This window comes from Rhodanobacter aciditrophus, from assembly GCF_050026795.1.
GTDB lineage: Bacteria > Pseudomonadota > Gammaproteobacteria > Xanthomonadales > Rhodanobacteraceae > Rhodanobacter_A.
Genome location: NZ_JALBWP010000009.1, coordinates 128,429 through 151,804, shown reverse-complemented (window position 1 = coordinate 151,804; position 23,376 = coordinate 128,429). Strand labels below are relative to the sequence as shown.

Sequence of the window (23,376 nt, the reverse complement as noted above, 5' to 3'; positions counted from 1 at the left end):
CGCAGACACGCGTTCCAGGAGACCCACCGCCCGATGAATGCCATGCACACCGTCCGCTTCCGTCAGGTCGACGTGTTCAGCGCCGCACCGTTCAAGGGCAACCCGCTGGCGGTGGTGTTCGATGCCGACGGCCTCGACACCGCACAGATGCAGGCCATCGCGCGCTGGACCAACCTGTCCGAGACCACCTTCCTGCTGGCGCCGGACCATCCGGACGCGGACTACCGCGTGCGCATCTTCACCACCGCCGGCGAATTGCCGTTTGCCGGGCACCCGACCCTGGGCACCGCGCATGCCCTGCGCGAAAGCGGCTACCGGCCGCGCCGGCCAGGACGGCTGATCCAGCAATGCGGCGTAGGCCTGGTGGAGCTGACCGAGCGCGCGCCCGGTCGCTGGGCTTTTGCCGCGCCGCCGGCGCGCATCGTGCCGCTGCCGGCGGAACAGCGGGGCTTGCTGGGGCGTGCGCTGGGCAGCGGCGCCATCGACCACGATACCGCCCCGTGCACGGTCGACAACGGCGCCCCGTGGTTGCTGGTGCGCATGAAGACGGCCGCCGACTGCCTCGCCGTGCGGCCCGACGATGCCGCGCTGGCCGCGGTGACCCGCGCGGCGGGAACCGGCGGCGTGGCCATCTACGGGCCGCACGGCGCCGATGGCCCGGCCGACTTCGAGATGCGCTGCCTGATGACCGGCGGCGACTTCGGCTTCGGCGAGGATCCGGTCACCGGCAGCGCCAATGCCGCGCTGGCCGGCCTGCTGGAGGCGCAGGGAAAACGTCCCGCGGCGGGCTACACGGTGCGCCAGGGCACGGCGCTGCAGCGCGACGGCCGCGTGGCGATCGAGCACGACAGCGACGGCCGCATCTGGATCGGCGGCGCTTGCGTCACGGTGGTCGAGGGCCGCTTCCGCTGCTCCTGAGCGCGACGGGTGCCGCGCGACGCCGCCTCGTCGCTGCGCGTGCCGGCCGCGGTCGGGGCACGCTCAACCCGCCTGTTGGCGGCTGAAGCGTTCGCGATAGCGCGCCGGGCTGAGCTTCAGCGCACGCCGGAAATGGTGGCGGAGCGTATCGGCGCTGGCGTAGCCGCAGCGGTCGGCGATCTGCTCCACCGACAGCGAACTGCCCTCGAGCAGCTCGCGGGCGCGGCCCAGTCGTTCCTCGATCAGCCATTGGCGGGGCGTGCTGCCGGTGGCCTCGGCAAAGCGGCGCAGCAGCGTGCGCTCGCTGGCCTTGGCGCGCGCGGCCAGTTCGGCCAGCGGCAGCGGCCGGTCCAGATGGCGACGCATCCACTCCAGCAGCTTGCCGAACGGCTCGCCGTGTGCGGGCAGCGGCGAGGGGATGAACTGCGCCTGGCCGCCATCGCGGTGCGCCGGCACCACGGCACGCTGCGCCACGCGATTGGCCGCGTGCGGGCCCCAGTCGCGGCGGATCAGGTGCAGGGAGAGATCCAGCGCCGCCGCGCTGCCGGCCGAGGTGAGCAGGGAACCCTCGTCCACGTACAGCACGTCCGGCTCCACCCGGATGCGCGGGTGCCGCGCGGCGAGCGCCCCGGCATAGCGCCAGTGCGTGGTGGCGCGGCGGCCGTCGAGCAGTCCGGTGGCCGCCAGCACGAACACGCCCGAACAGAACGACACCAGCCGCGCCCCGCGCGCATGCGCCCGGTGCAGGGCGTCGACCAGCGCCGGCGGCACCGGCGCGTCCACGCCGCGCCAGCCCGGCACGATCACCGTGCCGGCCCGGGCCAGTGCTTCCAGCCCCTGCTCCGCGCGCACCTGCAGCCCGCCCGTCGCACGCAGCGGGCCGCGCTCGACCGCGCACAGCTCGAAGCCATACCACGCCGGCAGTTCCGGCCGCGCCAGGCCGAACATCTCCACCGCGACGCCGAACTCGAAGCTGCACAGGCCGTCGTAGACCAGCACCGCCACCCTGCGGTTGGATGGCCCTTCGGTGCGCGCGGCGCTGCTTGGCGGCTTTTTCATGGTAAGTGGCATTCTCGCCAATGTCGGCGCCGTTCGCAAAACGGGACACTGGTCCGGTCTTCCACCCCACCAGGAGTCGAGCGATGAGCGTCGTCAGCCATACCCCCGCCGCTGCCAGCACCGAGGCGCTGGCGCACTTCCAGGCCCGCCTGGGCTTCGAGACCGACTGCGCCGACGTGTGGTACGCCAGCCAGCACGAGGCCAGGGACTTCGTGCTGCTCGACGTGCGCACGCCGACCCTCTACGCCGCCGGCCACGTGCCCGGCGCGATCAACATGCCGGTGCGCACGATCGCCGAGCAGCGCCTGGCCGACTATCCGGCCGACACCTTGTTCGTGGTCTATTGCGCCGGCCCGCACTGCAACGGCGCCAACAAGGCCGCGGTGAAGCTGGCCAGGCTGAATCGCCCGGTGAAGGAGATGATCGGCGGCCTGACCGGCTGGATCGACGAGGGCTTCGGCCTGGAGCGCGGCTGAGCGCCGGCCATGACACCGCCCCTTCGCGTGCGCCGCGCCGCCGGCGCGGATCTCGCCCTGCTGCTGCCGCTGTGCGTGGAGCATGCCGATTTCGAACGCCTGCCCTGCGCCGCACCCGGACGGGGTGACACGCTGGTCGCGGCGCTGGATGCGGTGCCGCCGAAACTGCATGCCTGGGTGGCCGAGGCCGGCGCGCAGGCCGTGGGTTACGCCACCGCCACGCTGGACTTCGCCACGCTGGATGCGGCGCACTTCCTGCACCTGGATTGCCTCTACGTGCGCGAGGCCTGGCGCGGCCAGGGCGTGGGCCTGCGGCTGTGGCAGGCCGCCCGCGATTACGGCGAGCGGCAGGGCTGCGCGACGATGCAATGGCAGACGCCGGCGTGGAACGTGGATGCTGCGCGTTTCTATCGCCGACTCGGCGCGATCGAGCGGCGCAAGCGCCGCTACGTCCTGCCGCTGGCCGCGGACTGAATCAGCCGTGGCGCCGTGGCAGCGCCGCCGCCTCGCGCGCCAGCTGCTCGATGCCGGCCCAGTCGCCGGCCTGCAGCTTGTCCTTCGGCGTGAGCCAGGAGCCGCCCACGCAGGCCACGTTGGGCAGGGCGAGGAAGTCCGGCGCGCTGGCGAGGCTGATGCCGCCGGTGGGGCAGAAGCGGATCTGCGGCAGCGGGCTGGCCCAGGCGCCGAGCAGCTTGGCGCCGCCCACGGGCACGGCGGGGAACAGTTTGAGGTGCCGGTAGCCGCGTTCGAGCAGGGTCATCGCCTCGCCCGCGGTGGCCACGCCGGGCAGCAGCGGCAGCGCACTGGCGTCGGCGGCCTCGAGCAGCTTCGGCGAGACGCCCGGCGACACCGCGAAGCGCGCGCCGGCCTGGCGGGCCGCTTCAAGCTGCTCGCCGTCGAGCACGGTGCCCACGCCCACCACGGCGCCTTCCACCTCGGCGGCGATGGCGCGGATCGCCTCCAGCGCCACCGGCGTGCGCAGCGTCACCTCGATGCTGCGGATGCCGCCGGCGACCAGCGCGCGCGCCATCGGCACCGCGTGGGCCAGCTCGTCGATGATCACCACCGGCACCACCGGGGCGAGGGCGAGGATCTCGGCGAGGACGGTCTGCTTGTGGTCTTGTGGGGTCATGGGAGGCTCGCGGGAAAGGGTTTGGCGCGGTAGGAGCGGCTTCAGCCGCGATTCCGTGGCTGGTCGCGGCTGAGGCGCTCCTAGGGGATGATTCAGGCGTCGGCGGCGTGGTGGCGGTCGCGCCTGGCGAAGATGGTGGCGCCGGCGTCGGCCGCGCCCACCGCGTTGCGCAGGGACGCGAACAGCTCGCGGCCCATGCCGACGTGGTGCGCGGAAAGGTCGGCGTGCACCTGTTCGCGCGCGGCCCACTCGGCGGCGTCCACTTTCGCCTCCAGCGTGCCGGCGATGACGTCGAGTCGGACGAGGTCGCCGTCGCGCAGCTTGCCCAGCGGGCCCGCGTCGATCGCCTCGGGGGTGACGTGTATCGCCGCCGGGATCTTGCCGGAAGCGCCGGACATGCGCCCGTCGGTGACCAGCGCCACGCGGTGCCCGCGCGCCTGCAGCACGCCCAGCGTGGGGGTGAGCTTGTGCAGCTCGGGCATGCCGATCGCCTTCGGTCCCTGGAAACGCACCACGGCGACGAAATCGCGGTTGAGCTCGCCGCGGTCGAAGGCCTGCTTCACCTCGTCCTGGTCGTGGAAGATCACCGCCGGCGCCTCGATCACCAGGCGGTCGCCCGGCACCGAGGATGCCTTGATCACGGCGCGGCCGAGGTTGCCCTTGAGCACCCGCAGGCCGCCGTCGGCGCGGAACGGCTCCGTGGCCGGGCGCAGCACGTCGAGGTTGCCGCTGGCGGTCACCTCGTGCCACGCCAGCTGGCCATTCGCGTCCAGCGCCGGCATCCTGCGGTAGGCGTCGAGGCCCTTGCCCCACACCGTGTGCGCGTCGCCGTGCAGCAGGCCCGCGTCGATCAGCGAGCCGATCAGGAACGGCATGCCGCCGGCCTGGTGGAAGTGGTTCACGTCGGCGGAACCGTTCGGGTACACGCGCGCCATCAGCGGCACCACGCCGGACAGCGCGTCGAAATCCTCCAGCGTCAGCACGATGCCGGCGGCGTGCGCCATCGCCACCAGGTGCAGCAGGTGGTTGGTGGAGCCGCCGGTGGCGTGCAGGCCGATCACGCCGTTGACCACGCTGCGCTCGTCGAACATGCGGCCCAGCGGGGTGTAGTCGTCGCCCAGCGCGGTGAGCTCCGCGGCGCGGCGCACCGCGGCTTCGGTGAGCGCGTCGCGCAGCGGCGTGTTCGGGTTGACGAAGCTGGCGCCCGGCAGGTGCAGGCCCATGATCTCCATCAGCATCTGGTTGGAGTTGGCGGTGCCGTAGAAGGTGCAGGTGCCGGGCGCGTGGTAGGAGGCCGCCTCGGCCTCCAGCAGTTCCTCGCGCGTGGCCTTGCCCTCGGCATGGCGTTGGCGCACCGCGGTCTTCGCGTCGTTGCTGATGCCACTGGGCATCGGCCCGGCCGGCACGAACACCGCGGGCAGGTGGCCGAAGCTCAGCGCGCCGATCATCAGGCCTGGCACGATCTTGTCGCAGATGCCGAGGAACAGCGCGGCGTCGAACATGTCGTGCGACAGCGCCACCGCGGTGGCCATCGCGATCACCTCGCGCGAGAACAGCGAGAGCTCCATGCCGGCGCGCCCCTGCGTGATGCCGTCGCACATCGCCGGCACGCCGCCTGCCACCTGCGCGGTGACGCCGGCCTCGCGTGCCGCGCGGCGGATCAGCTCGGGATAGCGCTCGTAGGGCTGGTGCGCCGAGAGCATGTCGTTGTACGCGGTGACGACGCCGAGATTGGGCACGGCGCCGGCGCGCAGCATCGCCTTGTCATCCGTGCCGCAGGCGGCGAAGCCGTGCGCGAGGTTGCCGCAGGACAGCTGGCGGCGATGCGGGCCCTCGCCACGCGCGGCATCGATCCGTGCGAGGTAGGCGGTGCGGCTGGCGCGGCTGCGCGCAGCGATGCGGGCGGTGACTTCGGCGAGGATGGGGTGCAGGTTCATGACACGGTTCCGGGAATCAACAAGCGGAGCGGAGCAGCGGGCCATGGACGGCCCGCCGCGAAGCAGGCGCACAGCGCCTGCTTCGGCGGAGCCGGTGCCGGGCTGCGCCCGGTACCGGCGAGTCAAAAAAGGGCAGGAGCCCTTTTTTGACCACCAGGCACGGCGCTCTGGCTCTGACGCCAATGCCTGCGAAAACGCAAAAACCTTTACCTATGCCTTGCGAGTGCCATCCTGCACTCGAAAGGCCCGGCCAGCCCGGCTGCGCCGGTCTGGCCTCCGTCGGGCAACGATGAAGCCGTTGCCCGACGTGTGGCCCATCCCTGGGCCGCGGTGGCTCCGTTCAAGGGCACCAGTAAACGGCCAGCGGCACGCGATCCTGCTGCACCACCGAACGCACCGGGTAATTCTTTGCATCGGCCAGGCCCAGCCGTACGTCCGCCAGCAGGTCGCGCTTCTTCTCGCCGCTCACCAGCAGGTACAGCGCGCGGGCGGCGAGCAGCACGGGCAGGGTGAGCGTGATGCGCGGCTCGCCGGCGCCCGGCGCCCGCATCGGCAGCACCCTCGCCGTGCCGTGTGGATCCAGTGCCTCGGCCAGGCGGTCGCCGCCGGGGAAGAACGAGGCGGTGTGGCCGTCCTCGCCCATGCCCAGCACCGCCACGTCGAACGGCGCGGGCAGCGCGGCGATGCGCGCCGCGGCCTCGGCGAGCCCCGCTTCCGGCGTGGGTGCGCCGGTGTACAGCGGCACGAAGCGGGCAGCGCAGGCGGCGCCCTGCAGCAGGGTGGCTTCCACCAGCCGCGCGTTGGAACGCGGGTCGCTGTCCGGCACCCAGCGTTCGTCGACCAGGGTGACGGTGACGGCCGCCCAGTCCAGCGCCTCGCGCGACAGCCGCGCGAAGAAATCCTTCGGCGTGCTGCCGCCGGAGACCGCGATCACGGCCTGGCCGCGCGCCGCGATCGCCTCGCGCAGCTGCGCGGCGACGCGTTCGGCCAGCGCCACGGCCTGGGCGCCGCAATTCGTGAAGCTGTGCGTGGTGACGTTCGACATCGCGTCGTTCCGCTTATCCGTTCATTCGCTGTCTTCGTGCCAGGTGCGGCCGTCGCGCTCGATCAGCGCCACCGCGGCGCTGGGGCCCCAGCTGCCGGCGGCGTAGGGGCGCGGCGCCTCGTTGCCTTCGGCCCATGCCGCGAGGATGGGGTCGGCCCAGCGCCACGCCGCCTCTACCTCGTCGCGGCGCATGAACAGGGTGGGGTTGCCGCGCACCACGTCGAGCAGCAGGCGTTCGTAGGCGTCGGGCTGCGCCACGCCGAAGGCTTCGGCGAAGCTCATGTCCAGCGACACGTAGCGCAGGCGCAGGCCGCCGGGGCCGGGATCCTTGATGGTGAGCCACAGCTTCACGCCTTCGTCGGGCTGCAGGCGCAGCACCAGGCGGTTCTGCGCCAGCGTGCCCGCGCCGGCGCCGAAGATCGAATGCGGCACCGGCTTGAACGCCACCACGATCTCGGACACGCGCTCGGGCAGGCGCTTGCCGGTGCGCAGGTAGAACGGCACGCCGGCCCAGCGCCAGTTCTCGATCTCGGCCTTGATCGCCACGAAGGTCTCGGTGTCCGACTTCGCGCCTTCCAGCTCGTCGAGGTAGCCCGGCACCGCCTGGCCCTCGGCCACGCCCGCGCGGTACTGGCCGCGTACGGTGAGCTGCGCCGCGTTGCCGGCATCGATGGGCTTGAGCGAGCGCAGCACCTTGAGCTTCTCGTCGCGCACCGCGTCGGGTGTCAGCGAGGAGGGCGGTTCCATCGCCACCATGCACAGCAGCTGCAGCAGGTGGTTCTGCACCATGTCGCGCAGCGCGCCGGCGCGGTCGTAGTAGCCGGCACGGCGGCCCAGGCCCAGTGTCTCGGCCACGGTGATCTGCACGTGGTCGACGTGGCTGGCGTTCCACAGCGGCTCGAACAGCGCGTTGCCGAAGCGCAGCGCCAGCAGGTTCTGCACCGTTTCCTTGCCGAGGTAATGGTCGATGCGATAGGTCTGCGACTCGGCGAACACCTTGCCCACCGCGTCGTTGATGCGGTCGGCGCTGGCGAGGTCGCGGCCGATGGGTTTTTCCAGCACCACGCGCGAACGCTCGCCGTTCAGGCCGCACTGGCCGAGCCGGCGGCAGATGTCCTCGAACAGCTCGGGCGAGGTGGAGAGGTAGAACACGCGGATGTGTTCGGGCTGTTCGCCGATCAGCGCGGCGAACGCTTCCCAGCCCTCGTCCTTGCGCGCGTCCAGCGGGCGATAGAACACCTGCTGCAGGAACGCGTCGACCCTGGCGGCATCGGCGCCCTTGCCGGCCAGCGACTCGCGCAGCTGGGCGCGGTAGCCGGCGTCGTCCAGCGGCTCGCGGGCCACGCCGACGATGCGGCTGCCGGCCGGGATCTGGTCGTCGGCATAGCGGTGGAACAGCGCGGGCAGCAGCTTGCGCAGGGCGAGGTCGCCGGTGCCGCCGAAGATCACCAGGTCGAAGCTGTCGACCTTCTGGAAAGTAGCCGTCACGCAATCACCTCGATACGGGGGACGGGTGGGCCGGAGGGGTTTCGGCCCAGGCGGTGACGATAGTACCAGTGGAATACCAGAGCAAGTACGCTCATGCATACGAATTCATCGCGGCTCGGCACGCCGCCATCGGAGCGGGTTTTCACCGGGGCGGGCGAAATGGATGGCCAGACGGCTTGCGGTCAATGGTTTGCTATTGGTATCTTCTGCGTATGGAAACCGCATTGGCCCGCGAATACCGCCGCATCTGCCGCGACCCGGCCAGCCACCAGCCGCTGGCCTACCTGCGCCTGCGCAGCGCGATCCGCAACGTGGTCGAGCGGCGCGCGATCGAGCCGGGCCAGGCACTGCCCAGCGAGCGCGACCTGTCGCAGGCGCTGAAGCTGTCGCGCGTCACCGTGCGCAAGGCGATCGCCGGCCTGGTCGAGGAGGGCCTGCTCACCCAGCGCCACGGCGCCGGCACCTTCATCGCCGAGCGCATCGTCAAGCCGATGTCGCGGCTGTCCAGCTTCACCGAGGACCTGCGCGACCGTGGCCTGCATCCGCGCTCGGAGTTCTTCGAGCGCAGCGTGGGCGAGGTGACGCCGGAGGAGGCGATGGCGATGAACCTGTCGCCCGGCTCGCTGGTGGCGCGCCTGCACCGCGTGCGCTACGGCCAGGACGAGCCGCTGGCGATCGAGCGCAGCGTGGTGCCGGCCAGCGTGCTGCCCGACCCGACGCTGGTACACGACTCGCTGTACGAGGTGCTGGAGTCGCTGGGCTGCCGCCCGAAGCGTGCGCTGCAGCGCCTGCGCGCGGTGTCGCTGGGCGCCCAGCATGCGCGACTGCTGCACGTGGCCGCGGGCAGCGCGGGGCTCAACATCGAGCGGCGCAGCTTCCTCGACGACGGCCGGGTGGTCGAGTTCACCTGCTCCTGGTACCGCGGCGACATCTACGACTTCGTGGCCGAGCTGCACGCCGACTGATCCCCCGTCGCGCACGGCGCGACGTTTTCCCCGACACGAGGAAGCCATGCACGCCAGCGACACCCTGATGTACCGCGAAGCGCACGAGTCCGCCGAGGTGGTGGCGCGCCAGTTCGCCGCCAACGAGCGCGTGGTGGGCGAGCTCGCCGCGGTGCTGCGCGCGCAGCCGCCGCGCTTCATCGTCACCTGTGCGCGCGGCAGCTCCGACCACGCCGCCGCCTACGCCAAGTACGTGTTCGAGACCCAGCTCGGCATCGCCACCGCCTCGGCCTCGCCCTCGGTCACCTCGGTGTATGCGGCGCCGCAGCAGTGGGCAGGCGCGCTGTTCATCGCGATCTCGCAGTCGGGCAAGAGCCCCGACCTGGTGCGCAACGCGCAGGCCGCCAGGACCGCCGGCGCGCGCGTGGTGGCGATGGTCAACGTGGAGGATTCGCCGCTGGCGGCGGTCGCCGACACGGTGATCCCGCTGCACGCCGGCCCCGAGCGCAGCGTGGCCGCCACCAAGAGCTACCTCGCCGCGCTGGCCGCGGTGCTGCACCTGTGCGCACGCTGGCACGGCGACGCGACGCTGGGCGCCGCGCTGGAAGCGCTGCCCGGTGCGCTGCGCCAGGGTTGGGATGCGGACTGGTCGGCGCTGGTCGACGGCCTCGCCGATGCGCACAACCTGTTCGTGGTGGGGCGCGGCTTCGGCTTCGCCGCGGCGCTGGAGGCGGCGCTGAAGTTCAAGGAAACCTGCGGCCTGCATGCTGAGGCGTTCAGCGCCGCCGAGGTGAAGCACGGCCCGATGGCGCTGGTCGGCCCGCACTTCCCGGTGCTGTGCTTCGCCCAGGACGACGACACGCTGGAAAGCACGCTGGCGGTGGCCAGGGATTTCCGCGGCCGCGGCGCCAGGGTGCTGGTGGCCGCGCCGGGCCGGACGGGCGAAGGCTTCCTGCCGCTCGCCGGCGGCCTGCCGGCGCTGTGCACGCCGCTGCTGACCATCCAGAGTTTCTACCGTGCCGCCAGCGCGCTGGCGCTGCGCCGCGGCTACAACCCCGACGTGCCGCCGCATCTCAACAAGGTCACGGAAACGGTGTGACGGCCATGACCATCGCCCTCACCCACGCCCGTGTCCTCACCGCCCACGGCTGGCGCGACGATCTCGCCGTGCTGGTCGAGGGCGAACGCGTCGCCGCGCTGCTGCCGCACGACCACGCCGCCGTGCGCGCGGCGTCGGCCGAGGATCTCGATGGCGCGCTGCTGGTGCCGGGCTTCATCGACACGCAGGTGAACGGCGGCGGCGGCGCGCTGTTCAACGCCGCGCCCACGGTGGCGACGATCCGCACGATCGGCGCCGCGCACCGCAAGTTCGGCACCACCGGCTTCCTGCCCACGCTGATCAGCGACAGTGTGGACACCATGCGCGCCGCGTTGGCCGCGGTGGAGCAGGCGTTCGACGAGGGCGTGCCGGGCCTGCTCGGCATCCACCTCGAAGGCCCCTACCTCGCGACCGAGCGCAAGGGCGTGCACGATCCGAAGTGGTTCCACGTGCCGGGCGAGGAAGAGCTCGCCCTGCTGTGCGCGCCGCACCGCGGCGTGCGGCTGGTGACGCTGGCGCCCGAGCGCGTGCCGCATGCGATGATCGCGCGGCTTGCCGCGGCGGGCGTGCTCGTCAACGCGGGCCACACCGCCGCCGACCACGCCACCGTCCGCGCCGCGCTGGCCGCGGGCGTGCGCGGCTTCACCCACCTGTTCAACGCGATGACGCCGCTCGGCAGCCGCGAGCCCGGCGTGGTGGGTGCGGCGCTGGACGATCCCGGCAGCTGGTGCGGCCTCATCGTCGACGGCCACCACGTGCACCCGGCCAGCCTGCGCGCGGCGATCGCGGCGAAGCCGCGCGGCAGGATGCTGCTGGTCACCGACGCGATGCCGCCGGTGGGCGCGGATTCGCCCGAGTACGTGCTGAACGGCGAAACCATCGTCGCGAAGGACGGCATCTGCCAGACCGCGGACGGCGTGCTCGCCGGCTCCGCGCTGGACATGGCGAGCGCGGTGCGCAACAGCGTGGCGATGCTCGGCCTGCCGCTGGACGAAGCCGTGCGCATGGCCAGCAGCTACCCCGCCGACTTCCTCGGCCTGGGTGCCAGCCACGGCCGCATCGCGGTGGGGTGCCGCGCCGACCTGGTGGCGATGGATGCCGACTGCCGCGTGCGGTGCAGCTGGATCGGCGGCAGGGCCGGCTGACGCGGGCCTTCAGTCGAATCGCCGCCGATTGCCGCAGGGCCGGCGGTCCGTTCGGACAACCTGCTAGACTGCGCGCCGTTCAGGTGTCCCGACGGCCGTCGCCCGAGGGATGAAACGGGAAGCCGGTGCGTGGTGTTCCACACCGCAAGGCCGGCGCTGCCCCCGCAACGGTAAGCGAGTCAAGGTGCGGCCTGTCGCCACTGTGCCCGATGGCACGGGAAGGCGCCGCCACCGACGCATGCAGCGTCACTCGCAAGCCCGGAGACCGGCCCGGACATGACTGCTGGCTCGCGGTGGGCGAGGCCGGACAGACGCGTCCGGCGCCGCCGTACCTGCCTGTTTCCGTGCTCCCGCTCCCGCTGGCCGGTCCGTTGGACACTAGGCGCCGCGCGGATGCGCGGCCGAGGACCGAGACGTGAAGAAGACCCTGCTGGCCGCGACCCTGCTGTGCTGCCTGCCCACGGCCCATGCTGCCGACCAGAACGACGCGAGCACGCTGAATCCGGTGGTCGTCACCGCCACCCGCACGCCGATCACCGCCGACGATGCGCTGTCCTCGGTCAGCGTGATCACCCGCGCCGACATCGAGCGCCTGCAGCCGCTCTCGGTGCAGGACCTGCTCACCGGCCTGCCGGGTGTCAGCTTCGCCCAGAGCGGCGGCCTTGGCCAGCTCACCACGCTGTTCCTGCGCGGCACCAACTCCACCCACACCCTGGTGCTGGTGGACGGCATCCGCGTCGGCTCGGCCACCGCCGGCTTCGCGCGGCTGGAGCAGATCCCGGTGGAGCAGATCGAGCGCATCGAGATCGTGCGCGGCCCGCGTTCCAGCCTGTACGGCGCCGACGCCATCGGCGGCGTGATCCAGATCTTCACCCGGCACGGGCAGCCGAACGGCGGCATCGCGCCCTCGCTCAGCCTCACCGCGGGCAGCCATGGCCTTGCCGGCGCCAGCGCGGGGCTGTCCGGCGGCGACGCGCACGCCTGGTACAACCTCAGCGTCGGCGGCCAGTACACCAGCGGTTTCCCCGCCTGCCGGATGGGCGCGGCCGAGGCGATGGCCGGCTGCTTCGCGGACGATCCGCGCGACGACGCCTTCCGCGACTGGAACGGCGCGTTCAATGCCGGCTACCGCTGGGACAACGGCACCGAGCTGGCGGGCGACTGGCTGCGCAGCAAGAGCTTCGTGGAATACGCGGGCAGCCCCTACGGCAGCAATCGCGCGGTCGACGAACAGCGCGTGGCCGGCGCGCGGCTGAGCTTCTCGCCGCTGGAAGCATGGAAGCTCACGCTGACCGCGGGCCAGAGCAGGGATCTTTCCACCACGTATTACCAGGGCAGCTACTACGGTGCGTACTACCCGCTGCAGCAGACCGGCCATGCGGATTCGCGCCGCAACCAGGCTTCGTGGCAGAACGACATCGCGCTGGCCGCGGACCAGCTGCTCACCGTGGGCGTGGACTGGCAGCAGGAGCACGTGGACAGCAGCACCGCCTACCTCGCCACCCGCCGCACCGACACCGGCGGCTTCGCGCAGTACCAGGGCACGTTCGGCCGCAACGAGCTGCAGGCGTCGGCGCGGCGCGACCACAACAGCCAGTTCGGCAACCACGACACCGGCGCGCTGGCCTGGGGCTACGCGTTCGACCACGGCCTGCGCGTCAGCGCCAGCTACGGCACCGCGTTCCACGCGCCGACCTTCAACGACCTGTACTTCCCGCCGTTCTTCGGCACGCCGTCGGCCAACCCGCAGCTCAGGCCGGAGACCTCGCACAGCACCGAACTGGGCCTGCAGCAGCAGCGCGACGACTGGCGCTGGGCGGTGAACGCCTACGAGACGCGCATCAACCAGATGATCGTGCTCGACCCGGCGCGCAACTACGTGCCGTTCAACCTCAGCCGCGCGCGCATCCGCGGCGTGGAAGGCCAGCTCGGCACCACGCTGGCGGGCTGGCAGCTGCAGGGCTACCTCACCCTGCAGCAGCCGAAGAACGACGACGGCGGCGCCGCCAACGGCAACGTGCTGCCGCGCCGGCCCGAGCGCACCGCGCGCATCGATCTCGACCGTCGCTTCGGCGCATTCGGCGTGGGCAGCACCTGGTACGTGGCCGGCCGCAGCTACGACGACGTGGCCAACCTGCATCCGCTGGGCGGCTACGGCACGCTGGCGCTGCGCGCGAGCTGGCGGTTCGCGCCGGACTGGCAGGTCGAGGGGCGCCTCGCCAACGCGCTCGACCACCGCTACGAGACGGTCTGGTACTACAACCAGCCCGGCCGCACCTGGTCGCTGACGCTGCGCTACAGCCCCGCCACGCGCTGAGCCGCGGAACGGCGCATGCGGCCGGCGTCGTGCAGGGACGCGGGAGCAGGCGCGGACAGGGACGTCCACCCCTGCCTTCCGGCAGGGGCCGCCTTCAGGCACATACGCGGCGGTGCCGCGCCGGGCATAAAGGGTGCATGACCGGGAGCATGCCCAAGTCGCCGCCTGTCGCGCGCGTTCCCCCGCTATGCTGGCGCGCCACGGAGGACACGTGAACATCTTCGCCCCCATGATCCGCCGACCCGTCGGCACCGTGCTGCTGGCTTTCGGGCTGGCGCTGGCCGGCGCGTGGTCCTACCTGCTGCTGGGCGTGGCCGCGTTCCCGGCGATGGAATTCCCGTTCATGGGGGTGAACGCGCAGCTGCCCGGCGCCAGCGCGCAGGTGATGGCCGCCACCGTGGTGGCGCCGCTGGAGCGCCACCTGGGCCGCATCCCGGGCGTGCAGCACATCAGCTCGACCGCCACCGAAGGCGGGGCGCAGATTGGCCTGGAGCTGGACTTCGGCCGCAATCCCGACCAGGTTGCGCACGACGTGCAGGCGGCGATCAATGCGGCGATCCCGGACCTGCCGCCCGGCATGCCCAGCCCGCCGAGCTACTTCAAGGCCAACAGTTCGCAGATCCCGATCCTGCTGGTGGCATTGACTTCGACCAGCCTGCCGCCGGACAAGCTCTACGACCTCATCGACACGGTGCTGAAACCGGCGGTGGCGCAGATCCCCGGCGTGGCCGAGGTGAGCGTGGGCGGCGGCACGCCACACGCGGTGCGGGTGGCGCTGAACACGGCCGCGCTGGCCCATGCCGGCATCACCGCGAACGACGTGGCGAACGCGCTGCGCGCGGCCAACGTCACCTCGCCGCAGGGCGTGATCGGCAACGACGCCACCCAGCTCACGGTGACCGCGAACGACGCGCTGCACACCGCGCAGGACTTCGCCAACCTGGTGATCGCCAGCCACGGCGGCGTGCCGATCCGGCTGGCCGACGTGGCCACCATCAGCAACGGCCAGCAGAACCAGTACACCGCGGCCTGGTTCAACAACCACCGCGCGGTGGTGCTGCGGATCACCAAGCGTGCCGACGCCAACGCGGTGGCCACGGTGGCGGCAGTCCGCGCGCGCCTGCCCGAGCTGCGCGGGCTGTTGCCGGCCGATGTGCGGATCGCCCCGATCTTCGACCTCACGCCCACCACGATGTCGGCGTTGCACGAAGTGGAGGTGGCGCTGCTGATGGGCGTGGTGATGGTGGCGCTGGTGATGCTGGTGTTCCTGCGCCGGGCGCGGCCCACCGTGATCGCGATGTTCAGCGTGCCGCTGTCGCTGGCCGGTGCGCTGGTGGTGATGTGGATGCTGGGCTTCACGCTCAACATCTTCTCGCTGGTGGCGCTGGTGCTGTGCGTGGGCTTCGTGGTGGACGACGCGATCGTGGTGATCGAGAACATCGTGCGGCACATGGAGCAGGGCAAGCCGGCGCTGGAGGCCGCGCTGACGGGGGTGCGCGAGATCGGCTTCACGGTGATCTCGATCACGCTGTCGCTGATCGCGGTGTTCGGCCCGATGGTGTTCGGCAACAACATGTTCACGCTGCTGATGCGCGAGTTCTCGGTGACGCTGATCGCCACCATCGTGATCTCGGCGCTGGTGTCGCTGACGCTGACGCCGGCGCTGTGCGGCCGCTGGCTGGCGCACGCCGACGCGGCGGCCGCGCGCACGCCGGGGCGGCTGGAACGCTGGGCCGAGGGCTTCGACCGCGGCTTCCTGCGGCTGTACGAGCGCGGGCTGGACTGGGCGATGCGCCACCGCCGGCTGATGCGCTGGCAGCCGGCGATCCTGCTGGTGCTGACGATCGCGCTGGCGGTGCTGGTGGGCAAGACCGCCGGCGGCGGCATCATGCCGAAGGAAGACACCGGGCTGATCCGCGCGCACATCACCGCCGACGCGAACATCTCGCCCACGCTGATGATGAAGCGCACCCAGCAGATCGTGGCGCAGATCCACGCCGACCCCGCCGTGCTCGACGTGACCGCCTTCTTCGGCAGCGGCGGCAACGGTGCGACCGGCAACGAGTCGCGCATGTTCATCGACCTCAAGCCGCTCGGCACCGGGCCGGGCGAGCGCCGCGACAGCGCGCAGCAGGTGGTGGACCGGCTGAACAGGCGCTTCAAGCCGCTGGCCGACCTGGATGTGACGCTGACCACGGTGCAGTTCATCAACATGGGCTCCGGCGGCAGCGGCCAGGGCCAGTACACGTTCAACCTGATCAGCACCAGCGGCGCGCCACTGCAGCAGCCCACGCTGGAGCTGGCCAAGGCGATGCGCGGCATGAAGCAGTTCCGCGACGTCAGCACCAGCTTCGACAGCATCGGCAAGCAGCAGATGCTGGAGGTGGATCGCGCCGCCGCGGCGCGGCTGCACCTCGGCATGGGCCAGATCGACGACGCGCTGAACAAGTCCTTCGGCCAGACCCCGGTGTCGACGATCTACTCGGACATCAACCAGTACTACGTGGTGCTCACCTCCGACCGCGCCGACACGCTGAGTCCCGACACCCTGCTCAACACCTACGTGCGCAACACGCAGGGCCGGATGATCCCGCTGTCGGCGGTGGCGCGCATCCGCCCGCACATCGCGCCGATCAGCGTGGAGCACTACGACCAGGTGGAGTCGTCGTCGGTCAGCTACAACCTGGCCAAGGGCGTGACCCAGGCCGAGGGCATCCAGGCGGTGAGCCAGGCGATCTTCGCCGCGCACCTGCCGCCCGGCGTGCAGAAGAAGTACACCGGCGAGAACCAGGACCTGCTCGACGCGCTCAGCAACTCGCTGCTGCTCCTGCTCGCGGTGATCGGCGCGATGTACGTGGTGCTCGGCATCCTGTACGAGAGCCTGGTGCATCCGCTCACCATCATCTCCACGCTGCCTGCCGCCGGCATGGGCGCGTTCCTGGCGATGCTCATCACCCACACCCAGCTCACCACGATGTCGGTGATCGCGGTGCTGATGCTGATCGGCATCGTGAAGAAGAACGCGATCCTGATGGTGGACTTCGCGCTGGTCGCCGAGCGCGAGCACGGGCTGGACCCGGTCGCGGCGATCCGCGAGGCGGCGCTGGTGCGTTTCCGCCCGATCACCATGACCACGCTGGTGGCGATGGGTGCGGCGCTGCCGCTGGCGGTGGGCTTCGGCGCGGGCTCGGAGATGCGCCAGCCGCTGGGCATCGCGATCCTGGGCGGCCTGTTCGTGTCGCAGCTGCTGACCCTGCTCAGCACGCCGGCGATCTACCTGTGGCAGCACGACCGCCGCGAGCGCAAGGCGAAACGCAAGGCGCTGCGCGAGGAGATCCGCCGCCGGCGCCTGCTGGCCCAGCAGGTGCCGGCGCTGCCGAAGTAGCCGTCGCGCCACGCCACGGCGCTGCCGTTCGAGCCCCCTGCCTTCCGGCAGGGGCCGCCTTCAGGCACATACGCGGCGGCGCCGCGCCGGGCATAAAGGGCGCATGGTCGGGAACCGCCGCATGCCGACGCCGGTCGCGTCGTGTTGTCCGGCTATGCTGGCGCGCCACGGAGGACACGTGAACATCTTCGCCCCCATGATCCGCCGACCCGTCGGCACCTCGCTGCTGGCGATCGGTCTCGCCATCGCCGGCTTCTGCGCCTACCTGCTGCTGGGCGTGGCGGCGTTGCCGTCGATCGAGTTCCCCGGCATGGGGGTGGTGGCGCAGGTGCCCGGCGCCAGCGCGCAGGTGATGGCCAATACCGTGCTGTCGCCGCTGGAGCGCCACCTCGGCCGCATCCCCGGCGTCAAGATGATGTTCGGCGATGCCAGCGAAGGCGCGGTGCAGATCCAGATCATGTTCGACATGAGCCGCAGCGCGGACCAGGCGGCCCGCGACGTGCAGCAGGCGATCAACGCCGCACAGCCCGACCTGCCCACCGGCATGCTGCCGCCGCAGTATTTCAAGTTCGACACCTCGCAGATCCCGATCCTGCTGGTCACGCTGACCTCGACCAGCCTGCCGCCGGACAAGCTCTACGACCTCACCGACACGCTGCTGAAACCGGCGGTGGCGCAGATCCCCGGCGTGGCGCAGGTGGGCGTGGGCGGCGGCACGCCGCACGCGGTGCGGGTGGCGCTGAACAGCGCGGCACTGGCCCATGCCGGCATCACCGCGAACGACGTGGCGAACGCGCTGCGCGCGGCCAACGTCACCTCGCCGCAGGGCGCGATCGGCGACGGCACCACGCAGATGACGGTGACCGCGAACGATGCGCTGCACACCGCGCGGGACTTCGCCAGGCTGGTCGTCGCCGTGCACGACGGCGTGCCGATCCGGCTGGTCGACGTGGCCACCATCAGCGGCGGGCAGGAGGACAAGTACGCCGCGGCCTGGTTCAACGGCCAGCGCGCGGTGCTGATGCAGATCAACAAGCGGGCGGACGCCAATTCGGTGGCCACGGTACAGGCGATCCTCGCCCGCCTGCCCGAGCTGCGCGGGCTGCTGCCCGCCGACGTGCAGATCCACCCGGTGTTCGACCTCACCACCACCACCCGCTCGGCGTTGCACGAGGTGGAGGTGGCGCTGCTGATGGGCGTGGTGATGGTGGCGCTGGTGATGCTGGTGTTCCTGCGCCGCGTGCGGCCCACCGTGATCGCGATGTTCAGCGTGCCGCTCTCGCTGGCCGGCGCCTTCGTGCTGATGTGGGCGCTGGGCTTCACGCTCAACATCCTGTCGCTGGTGGCGCTGGTGCTGTGCGTGGGCTTCGTGGTGGACGACGCGATCGTGGTGATCGAGAACATCGTGCGGCACATGGAGCAGGGCAAGCCGGCGCTGGAGGCCGCGTTGACGGGGGTGCGCGAGATCGGCTTCACGGTGATCTCGATCACGCTGTCGCTGATCGCGGTGTTCGGCCCGATGGTGTTCGGCAACAACATGTTCACGCTGCTGATGCGCGAGTTCTCGGTGACGCTGATCGCCACCATCGTGATCTCGGCGCTGGTGTCGCTGACGCTGACGCCGGCGCTGTGCGGCAGCTGGCTGGCGCGTGACGATGCGGCGCCCGCGCGGCCGCCGGGACGGCTGGAACGCTGGGCGGAAGGTTTCGACCGCTGGATGCTCGGCATCTACGAGCGGGCGCTGGACTGGGCGATGCGCCACCGCCGGCTGATGCGCTGGCAGCCGCCGATCCTGCTGGTGCTGACCGTCGCGCTGGCGGTGCTGGTGGGCAAGACCGCGGGCGGCGGCCTGATGCCGAAGGAGGACATCGGCTTGCTGGCGGCGCAGATCACTGCCGAGGCGAACGTCTCGCCCACGCTGATGGCGAAGCGCACCCAGGACGTCGCCGCGGCGATCCAGGCCGACCCGGACGTGTTCGACATCACCACGATCCTGGGCGGCAACAACAACAACGGCGCCGTCGGCAACCAGTCCACCCTGTTCATCGACCTCAGGCAGCGCGGCAACAAGCCGGGCGACCGCCGCGACAGCGCGCAGCAGGTCGTCGAGCGCCTGACCGCGCGGTTCAAGGACCTGCCCGACCTCAGGGTATCGCTGACCCCGGTGCAGTTCCTCGGCGGCGGCGGTGGCGGCGGCAGCAGCGGCCCGATGTTCTCGTTCCAGCTCACCAGCACCACCGGCGCGCCGCTGCAGCAGCCCACGCTGGACGTGGCGCGGGTGATGCGCGGCATGAAGCAGTTCCGCGACGTCACCACCAGCTTCGACAGCATCGGCAAGCAGCAGCTGCTGGAGGTGGACCGCGCCGCCGCCGCGCGGCTGCACCTCGGCATGGGCCAGATCGACGATGCGCTGAACGACGCGTTCGGCCAGGCGCCGGTGTCGACGATATACTCGGACATCAACCAGTACAAGGTGATCCTCACCTCGAACAAGGCCGACACGCTGAGCCCGGACGCCCTGCTCAACACCTACGTGCGCAACACGCAGGGCCGGATGATCCCGCTGTCGGCGGTGGCGCGCATCCGCCCGCACATCGCGCCGATCTCCATCCGCCACTTCGACCAGGTCGAGTCGTCGTCGGTCAGCTACAACCTCGCCAAGGGCGTGACCCAGATCGACGCCTTGAAGCTGGTGGACCAGGCGATCTTCGCCGCGCACCTGCCGCCCGGCGTGCAGAAGAAGTACACCGGCCAGAACAAGGACCTGCTCGACGCGCTGGTCAACTCGCTGCTGTTGCTGGTGGCGGTGATCGGCGCGATGTACGTGGTGCTCGGCATCCTGTACGAGAGCCTGGTGCATCCGCTCACCATCATCTCCACGCTGCCTGCCGCCGGCATGGGCGCGTTCCTGGCGATGCTGATCACCCACACCCAGCTCACCGTGATGAGCGTGATCGCGGTGCTGATGCTGATCGGCATCGTGAAGAAGAACGCGATCCTGATGGTGGACTTCGCGCTGGTCGCCGAGCGCGAGCACGGCATGGATGCGCCCGCGGCGATCCGCGAGGCGGCGCTGGTGCGCTTCCGCCCGATCACCATGACCACTCTGGTGGCGATGGGTGCGGCGCTGCCGCTGGCGATCGGCTTCGGCGTGGGTTCGGAGATGCGCCAGCCGCTGGGCATCGCGATCCTGGGCGGCCTGTTCGTATCGCAGCTGCTGACCCTGCTCAGCACGCCGGCGATCTACCTGTGGCAGCACGACCGCCGCGAGCGCAAGGCGAAACGCAAGGCGCTGCGCGAGGAGATCCGCCGCCAGCGCCTGCTGGCCCGGCAGGTGCCGGCACTGCCGCAGTAGCGCGCCGTCGCGGCGCCCACCCGTCCGCGGCCGCGCCGCACGCGGATGGTGCGCACGGTTCAGCCGGGCTTGCTATGGTTCGGACTTTCCGCCGAACGGACCCAAGCCCATGCGCCTGCGCCCGGCCGCCTTGCTGGCCACCCTCGCCCTCCTCGCGGCCACGCTGGCGCCGCCGCCCGCCGCGGCTGCGGATACGCTGGACGTCCCGCCGATCCAGTACCGCGAGCGCACGTTGCCGAACGGCCTGCAGGTGCTCAGCGTGGAGGACCATGCCAGCCCCGACGTGGCGGTGCAGATGTGGTACCACGTGGGCTCCAAGGACGACCCCAGGGGGCGCTCGGGCTTCGCGCACCTGTTCGAGCACCTGATGTTCAAGAGCACCCGGCACATGCGCGCCGAGGAGATGGACCGGCTCACCGAGGACGTGGGCGGCGCGAACAACGCCTCCACCGGCGACGACATCACCAACTACTACGAGGTGGTGCCGGCCAACCACCTGCAGACCCTGCTGTGGGCCGAGGCCGACCGCCTCTCCAGCCTCAACGTGGACGAGGCCAATTTCAAGTCCGAGCGCGCGGTGGTGGAGGAGGAATACCGCCAGAGCGTGCTGGCGCAGCCCTACGGCAAGCTGTTCAACGCGATCGACCAGTACTCGTACAAGGTGCATCCGTACCGGCGGCCCACGATCGGCAGCATCCCCGACCTGGAGGCGGCCTCGCTCAGGGACGTGATCGCTTTCCACGACACCTACTACCGCCCCGACAACGCCACCCTGATCGTGGCCGGCGACTTCGATCCGAAGCAGCTGGACGCCTGGGTCGACCAGTACTTCGGCTGGATCCAGAAGCCCGCCACGCGCATCCCGCAGGTGGCCGCGAAGGAGCCCAGGCGCAGGAAGGACGAGCGCTACACCGTCACCAGCGCCACCGCGCCGCTGCCCGCGGTGGCGCTGACCTGGCTGATCCCGCCGGCATCCGACGGCAAGGACCTGGTCCCGCTGCAGGTGGCCGCGGCGCTGCTGGCGCAGGGTGATTCCTCGCGGCTGTACCAGTCGCTGGTCTACCGCCACCGGGTGGCGCAGCAGGTGGGTGCGGACGCCGACGGCAGGATGGGGCCGGGGCTGTTCACGGTGTACGCCATCCTCGCCAGCGGCCACACTGCCGCGGAGGCGGAGAAGCTGCTGCACGAGGAGATCGTCTGGCTCGCCACCCAGCCGATTCCCGCGGCCGAACTGGACAAGGTGAAGACCCAGTTGCTCACCGGCGAGCTCAAGCAGCGCCAGACCGCGCAGGGCGTCGCCTTCGCGCTGGGCCAGGCCGCGCTCATCGAGGGCAGTCCCGCCCGTGTCAACAGCGATCTCGACGCCTTGCAGAACGTTTCCGCCGCGGACGTGCACCGTGCGCTGCGCGACTACGTCACCGGCGCGCGCAACGTCACCATCGATTACCTGCCGCAGGCCGCCGGCAAACAGGGAGATGCGAAATGATCCGCCGCCAGCGTTTCCCCGGCTTCCTGCGTCCGGCCGTCTTTACGGCCATCTTCGGCTTGCTCGCAGCGACTGCCGCCGCCGCCGATGCGCCTGCCGACTTCCCCGCCACGCCACCCGCGCCCGGCCCCGCGCCGCAACTCGACGTACCCACGCCCGCCACGCAGACGCTGCCGAACGGGCTGGAGGTGGTCAGCGTGCGCCGCGCCGGGCTGCCGCTGGTCACCGCGCAGCTGGTGCTGCGCAGCGGCGGCGAGATGGACCCGGCCAACGAAGCCGGCCTGGCCGATCTCACCGCCAACCTGCTGACCAGGGGCGCCGGCGGCAGGAGCGCGCCGCAGATCGCCGCTGCCGCCGAGGCGTTGGGCGGCTCGCTGCAGGCCGCCGCGGGCTGGGACGAGAGTGCGGTGGGGATCACCGTCACCACGCCGAGGCTGCCTGCGGCGCTGGACCTGCTGGCCACGGTGGTGCGCCATCCCGATTTCGCGCCGGCGGAACTCGAGCGTGCGCGCGCGCAGGCGGTGGACGACCTGCGCCTCACGCTCAGCCGGCCGACCGCGCTGGCGTCGCTGGCCGCCGGCCGCGCGGTGTTCGGCGACGGCGCCTACGGCCATTCGCGCACCGGCACCCCGGCCTCGATCGCGCGGATCACCCGCGCCGACGTCGAGCGCCTGCACGCCGAGCTGTACCGGCCAGACAACGCGATCCTGGTGCTGGCCGGCGACATCGCGCCGGCGCAGGCGCTGCAGCTGGCGCAGGCCAGCTTCGGCGACTGGCGGAAACCCGCCGTGCCGCTGCCGGCCAAGCCGAAGGGCAGCGCCGACAGCGAGCTGCCCGCGCTGCTGCTGATCGACCAGCACGGCGCCGGGCAGGCCGGCGTGGTCGCCGCGCATGCCGCGCCATCGCGCAGCGATGCCGGCTACTACGTGGGCGTGGTGGCGAACGCGGTGCTGGGCGGCTCGTACTCGGCGCGCCTCAACGAGGAGATCCGCATCAAGCGCGGACTCTCCTACGGTGCCAGCAGCCGTCTGCAACCGATGGCCAACGCCGGCCTGTGGCTGGCTGCGGCGCAGACCAAGAATCCTTCCGCGCCGCAGGTGGCGGCGCTGATGCGGCAGCAGTTCGCCCGACTCGGCAAGGAGGAGGTGCCCGCAGCGGAACTGGCCGCGCGCAAGGCCACCCTGGTCGGCAGCTATGGCCGCAGCCTGGAGACCACCGCAGGCCTCGCCGGGCAGGCGGCCGAGCTCGCGGTCTATGGCCTGCCGCTGGGCGACATCGGCCAGTACATCGCCAGGGTGCAGGCGGTCACGCCCAAGCAGGTCGAGGCCTATGCCCGCCGGCATCTCGATGCGAAGCACGCCCGCGTGGTGGTGGTGGGCGACGCCGCCCAGTTCGCCCCCGCGCTGCGCAAGGACTGGCCGAGGGCCGAACTGCTGGAGGCCGGCCAGCTGGACCTGGACAGTCCCAGCCTGCAACCGGCGATCGCCAGACACTGAAGGATTTTCGCGCGGCATCCGAAACCCCGGCCCAGGCCGGGGTTTTTTCATGGGCCGTGCACGAGCCGGCGTCGCATAGTCGACGCCAGCGCAA

General features: G+C 71.4%; 16 protein-coding genes and 1 riboswitch. Of the genes, 11 read left to right on the top strand and 5 right to left on the bottom strand.

Features of this window, described 5'->3' with window-relative positions:
* Nucleotides 1-42: 42 nt before the first annotated feature.
* Nucleotides 43-918, top strand: coding sequence for a PhzF family phenazine biosynthesis protein (locus ACQGNW_RS03800; RefSeq protein WP_426661788.1), 876 nt, complete (start codon nucleotides 43-45; stop codon nucleotides 916-918).
* 63 nt (nucleotides 919-981) lie between these two features.
* Here the strand turns inward: ACQGNW_RS03800 and ftrA are convergent, their stop codons facing one another.
* Nucleotides 982-1,977 carry a transcriptional regulator FtrA gene (gene ftrA, locus ACQGNW_RS03795; RefSeq protein ID WP_426661786.1) on the bottom strand — a complete coding sequence of 332 codons (996 nt, stop codon included), beginning with the start codon at nucleotides 1,975-1,977 and terminating at the stop codon, nucleotides 982-984.
* An 83-nt stretch (nucleotides 1,978-2,060) separates the two neighbouring features.
* On the opposite strand from ftrA, the gene ACQGNW_RS03790 reads away from it, so the two are divergent.
* Nucleotides 2,061-2,453, top strand: a complete 393-nt coding sequence (locus tag ACQGNW_RS03790; protein WP_426661784.1) for a rhodanese-like domain-containing protein — start codon at nucleotides 2,061-2,063, stop codon at nucleotides 2,451-2,453.
* A gap of 9 nt (nucleotides 2,454-2,462) precedes the next feature.
* Entirely contained in the window at nucleotides 2,463-2,927 is a 465-nt protein-coding gene (locus ACQGNW_RS03785) for a GNAT family N-acetyltransferase (RefSeq protein ID WP_426661782.1), read from the top strand.
* A 1-nt stretch (nucleotide 2,928) separates the two neighbouring features.
* On the opposite strand, the gene ACQGNW_RS03780 is transcribed toward ACQGNW_RS03785, so the two are convergent.
* The 4 genes from ACQGNW_RS03780 to zwf form a co-directional block, all read right to left on the bottom strand.
* Complete coding sequence (locus ACQGNW_RS03780) at nucleotides 2,929-3,585, bottom strand: bifunctional 4-hydroxy-2-oxoglutarate aldolase/2-dehydro-3-deoxy-phosphogluconate aldolase (protein ID WP_426661781.1); 657 nt, start codon at nucleotides 3,583-3,585, stop codon at nucleotides 2,929-2,931.
* Between the two features lie 92 nt (nucleotides 3,586-3,677).
* The gene (gene edd / locus ACQGNW_RS03775) at nucleotides 3,678-5,522 is read right to left on the bottom strand and encodes a phosphogluconate dehydratase (RefSeq protein WP_426661779.1); all 1,845 of its coding nucleotides are present in this window, start codon (nucleotides 5,520-5,522) and stop codon (nucleotides 3,678-3,680) included.
* A 340-nt stretch (nucleotides 5,523-5,862) separates the two neighbouring features.
* Complete coding sequence (gene pgl, locus ACQGNW_RS03770) at nucleotides 5,863-6,567, bottom strand: 6-phosphogluconolactonase (RefSeq protein ID WP_426661777.1); 705 nt, start codon at nucleotides 6,565-6,567, stop codon at nucleotides 5,863-5,865.
* 21 nt (nucleotides 6,568-6,588) lie between these two features.
* Nucleotides 6,589-8,055 carry a glucose-6-phosphate dehydrogenase gene (zwf, locus tag ACQGNW_RS03765; protein WP_426661776.1) on the bottom strand — a complete coding sequence of 489 codons (1,467 nt, stop codon included), beginning with the start codon at nucleotides 8,053-8,055 and terminating at the stop codon, nucleotides 6,589-6,591.
* A gap of 212 nt (nucleotides 8,056-8,267) precedes the next feature.
* Between zwf and ACQGNW_RS03760 the strand changes: the two genes are divergently transcribed.
* The 8 genes from ACQGNW_RS03760 (at nucleotide 8,268) to ACQGNW_RS03725 (ending at nucleotide 23,282) form a co-directional block, all read left to right on the top strand.
* Nucleotides 8,268-9,020, top strand: a complete 753-nt coding sequence (locus tag ACQGNW_RS03760) for a GntR family transcriptional regulator (RefSeq protein ID WP_426661774.1) — start codon at nucleotides 8,268-8,270, stop codon at nucleotides 9,018-9,020.
* Between the two features lie 46 nt (nucleotides 9,021-9,066).
* On the top strand, nucleotides 9,067-10,098 hold the full coding sequence (locus ACQGNW_RS03755; protein ID WP_426661772.1) for an SIS domain-containing protein: 1,032 nt from the start codon (nucleotides 9,067-9,069) through the stop codon (nucleotides 10,096-10,098).
* A gap of 5 nt (nucleotides 10,099-10,103) precedes the next feature.
* Complete coding sequence (nagA, locus tag ACQGNW_RS03750; protein WP_426661771.1) at nucleotides 10,104-11,243, top strand: N-acetylglucosamine-6-phosphate deacetylase; 1,140 nt, start codon at nucleotides 10,104-10,106, stop codon at nucleotides 11,241-11,243.
* Between the two features lie 64 nt (nucleotides 11,244-11,307).
* Nucleotides 11,308-11,531: riboswitch (cobalamin riboswitch) on the top strand.
* A 127-nt stretch (nucleotides 11,532-11,658) separates the two neighbouring features.
* Nucleotides 11,659-13,560, top strand: a complete 1,902-nt coding sequence (btuB, locus tag ACQGNW_RS03745) for a TonB-dependent vitamin B12 receptor (RefSeq protein ID WP_426661769.1) — start codon at nucleotides 11,659-11,661, stop codon at nucleotides 13,558-13,560.
* Between the two features lie 211 nt (nucleotides 13,561-13,771).
* Nucleotides 13,772-16,945 carry an efflux RND transporter permease subunit gene (locus tag ACQGNW_RS03740; RefSeq protein ID WP_426661767.1) on the top strand — a complete coding sequence of 1,058 codons (3,174 nt, stop codon included), beginning with the start codon at nucleotides 13,772-13,774 and terminating at the stop codon, nucleotides 16,943-16,945.
* Nucleotides 16,946-17,123: 178 nt separating this feature from the next.
* A complete protein-coding gene (locus tag ACQGNW_RS03735) occupies nucleotides 17,124-20,300 on the top strand; it encodes an efflux RND transporter permease subunit (protein WP_426661765.1) in 3,177 nt (1,058 codons plus the stop codon).
* Between the two features lie 109 nt (nucleotides 20,301-20,409).
* Nucleotides 20,410-21,786, top strand: coding sequence for a M16 family metallopeptidase (locus tag ACQGNW_RS03730; RefSeq protein WP_426661764.1), 1,377 nt, complete (start codon nucleotides 20,410-20,412; stop codon nucleotides 21,784-21,786).
* Nucleotides 21,783-23,282: a M16 family metallopeptidase gene (locus ACQGNW_RS03725; protein ID WP_426661762.1), complete on the top strand. Its 1,500-nt coding sequence runs from the start codon at nucleotides 21,783-21,785 to the stop codon at nucleotides 23,280-23,282. The genes ACQGNW_RS03730 and ACQGNW_RS03725 overlap by 4 nt, the downstream gene beginning before the upstream one ends.
* The last annotated feature ends 94 nt before the right edge of the window (nucleotides 23,283-23,376 follow it).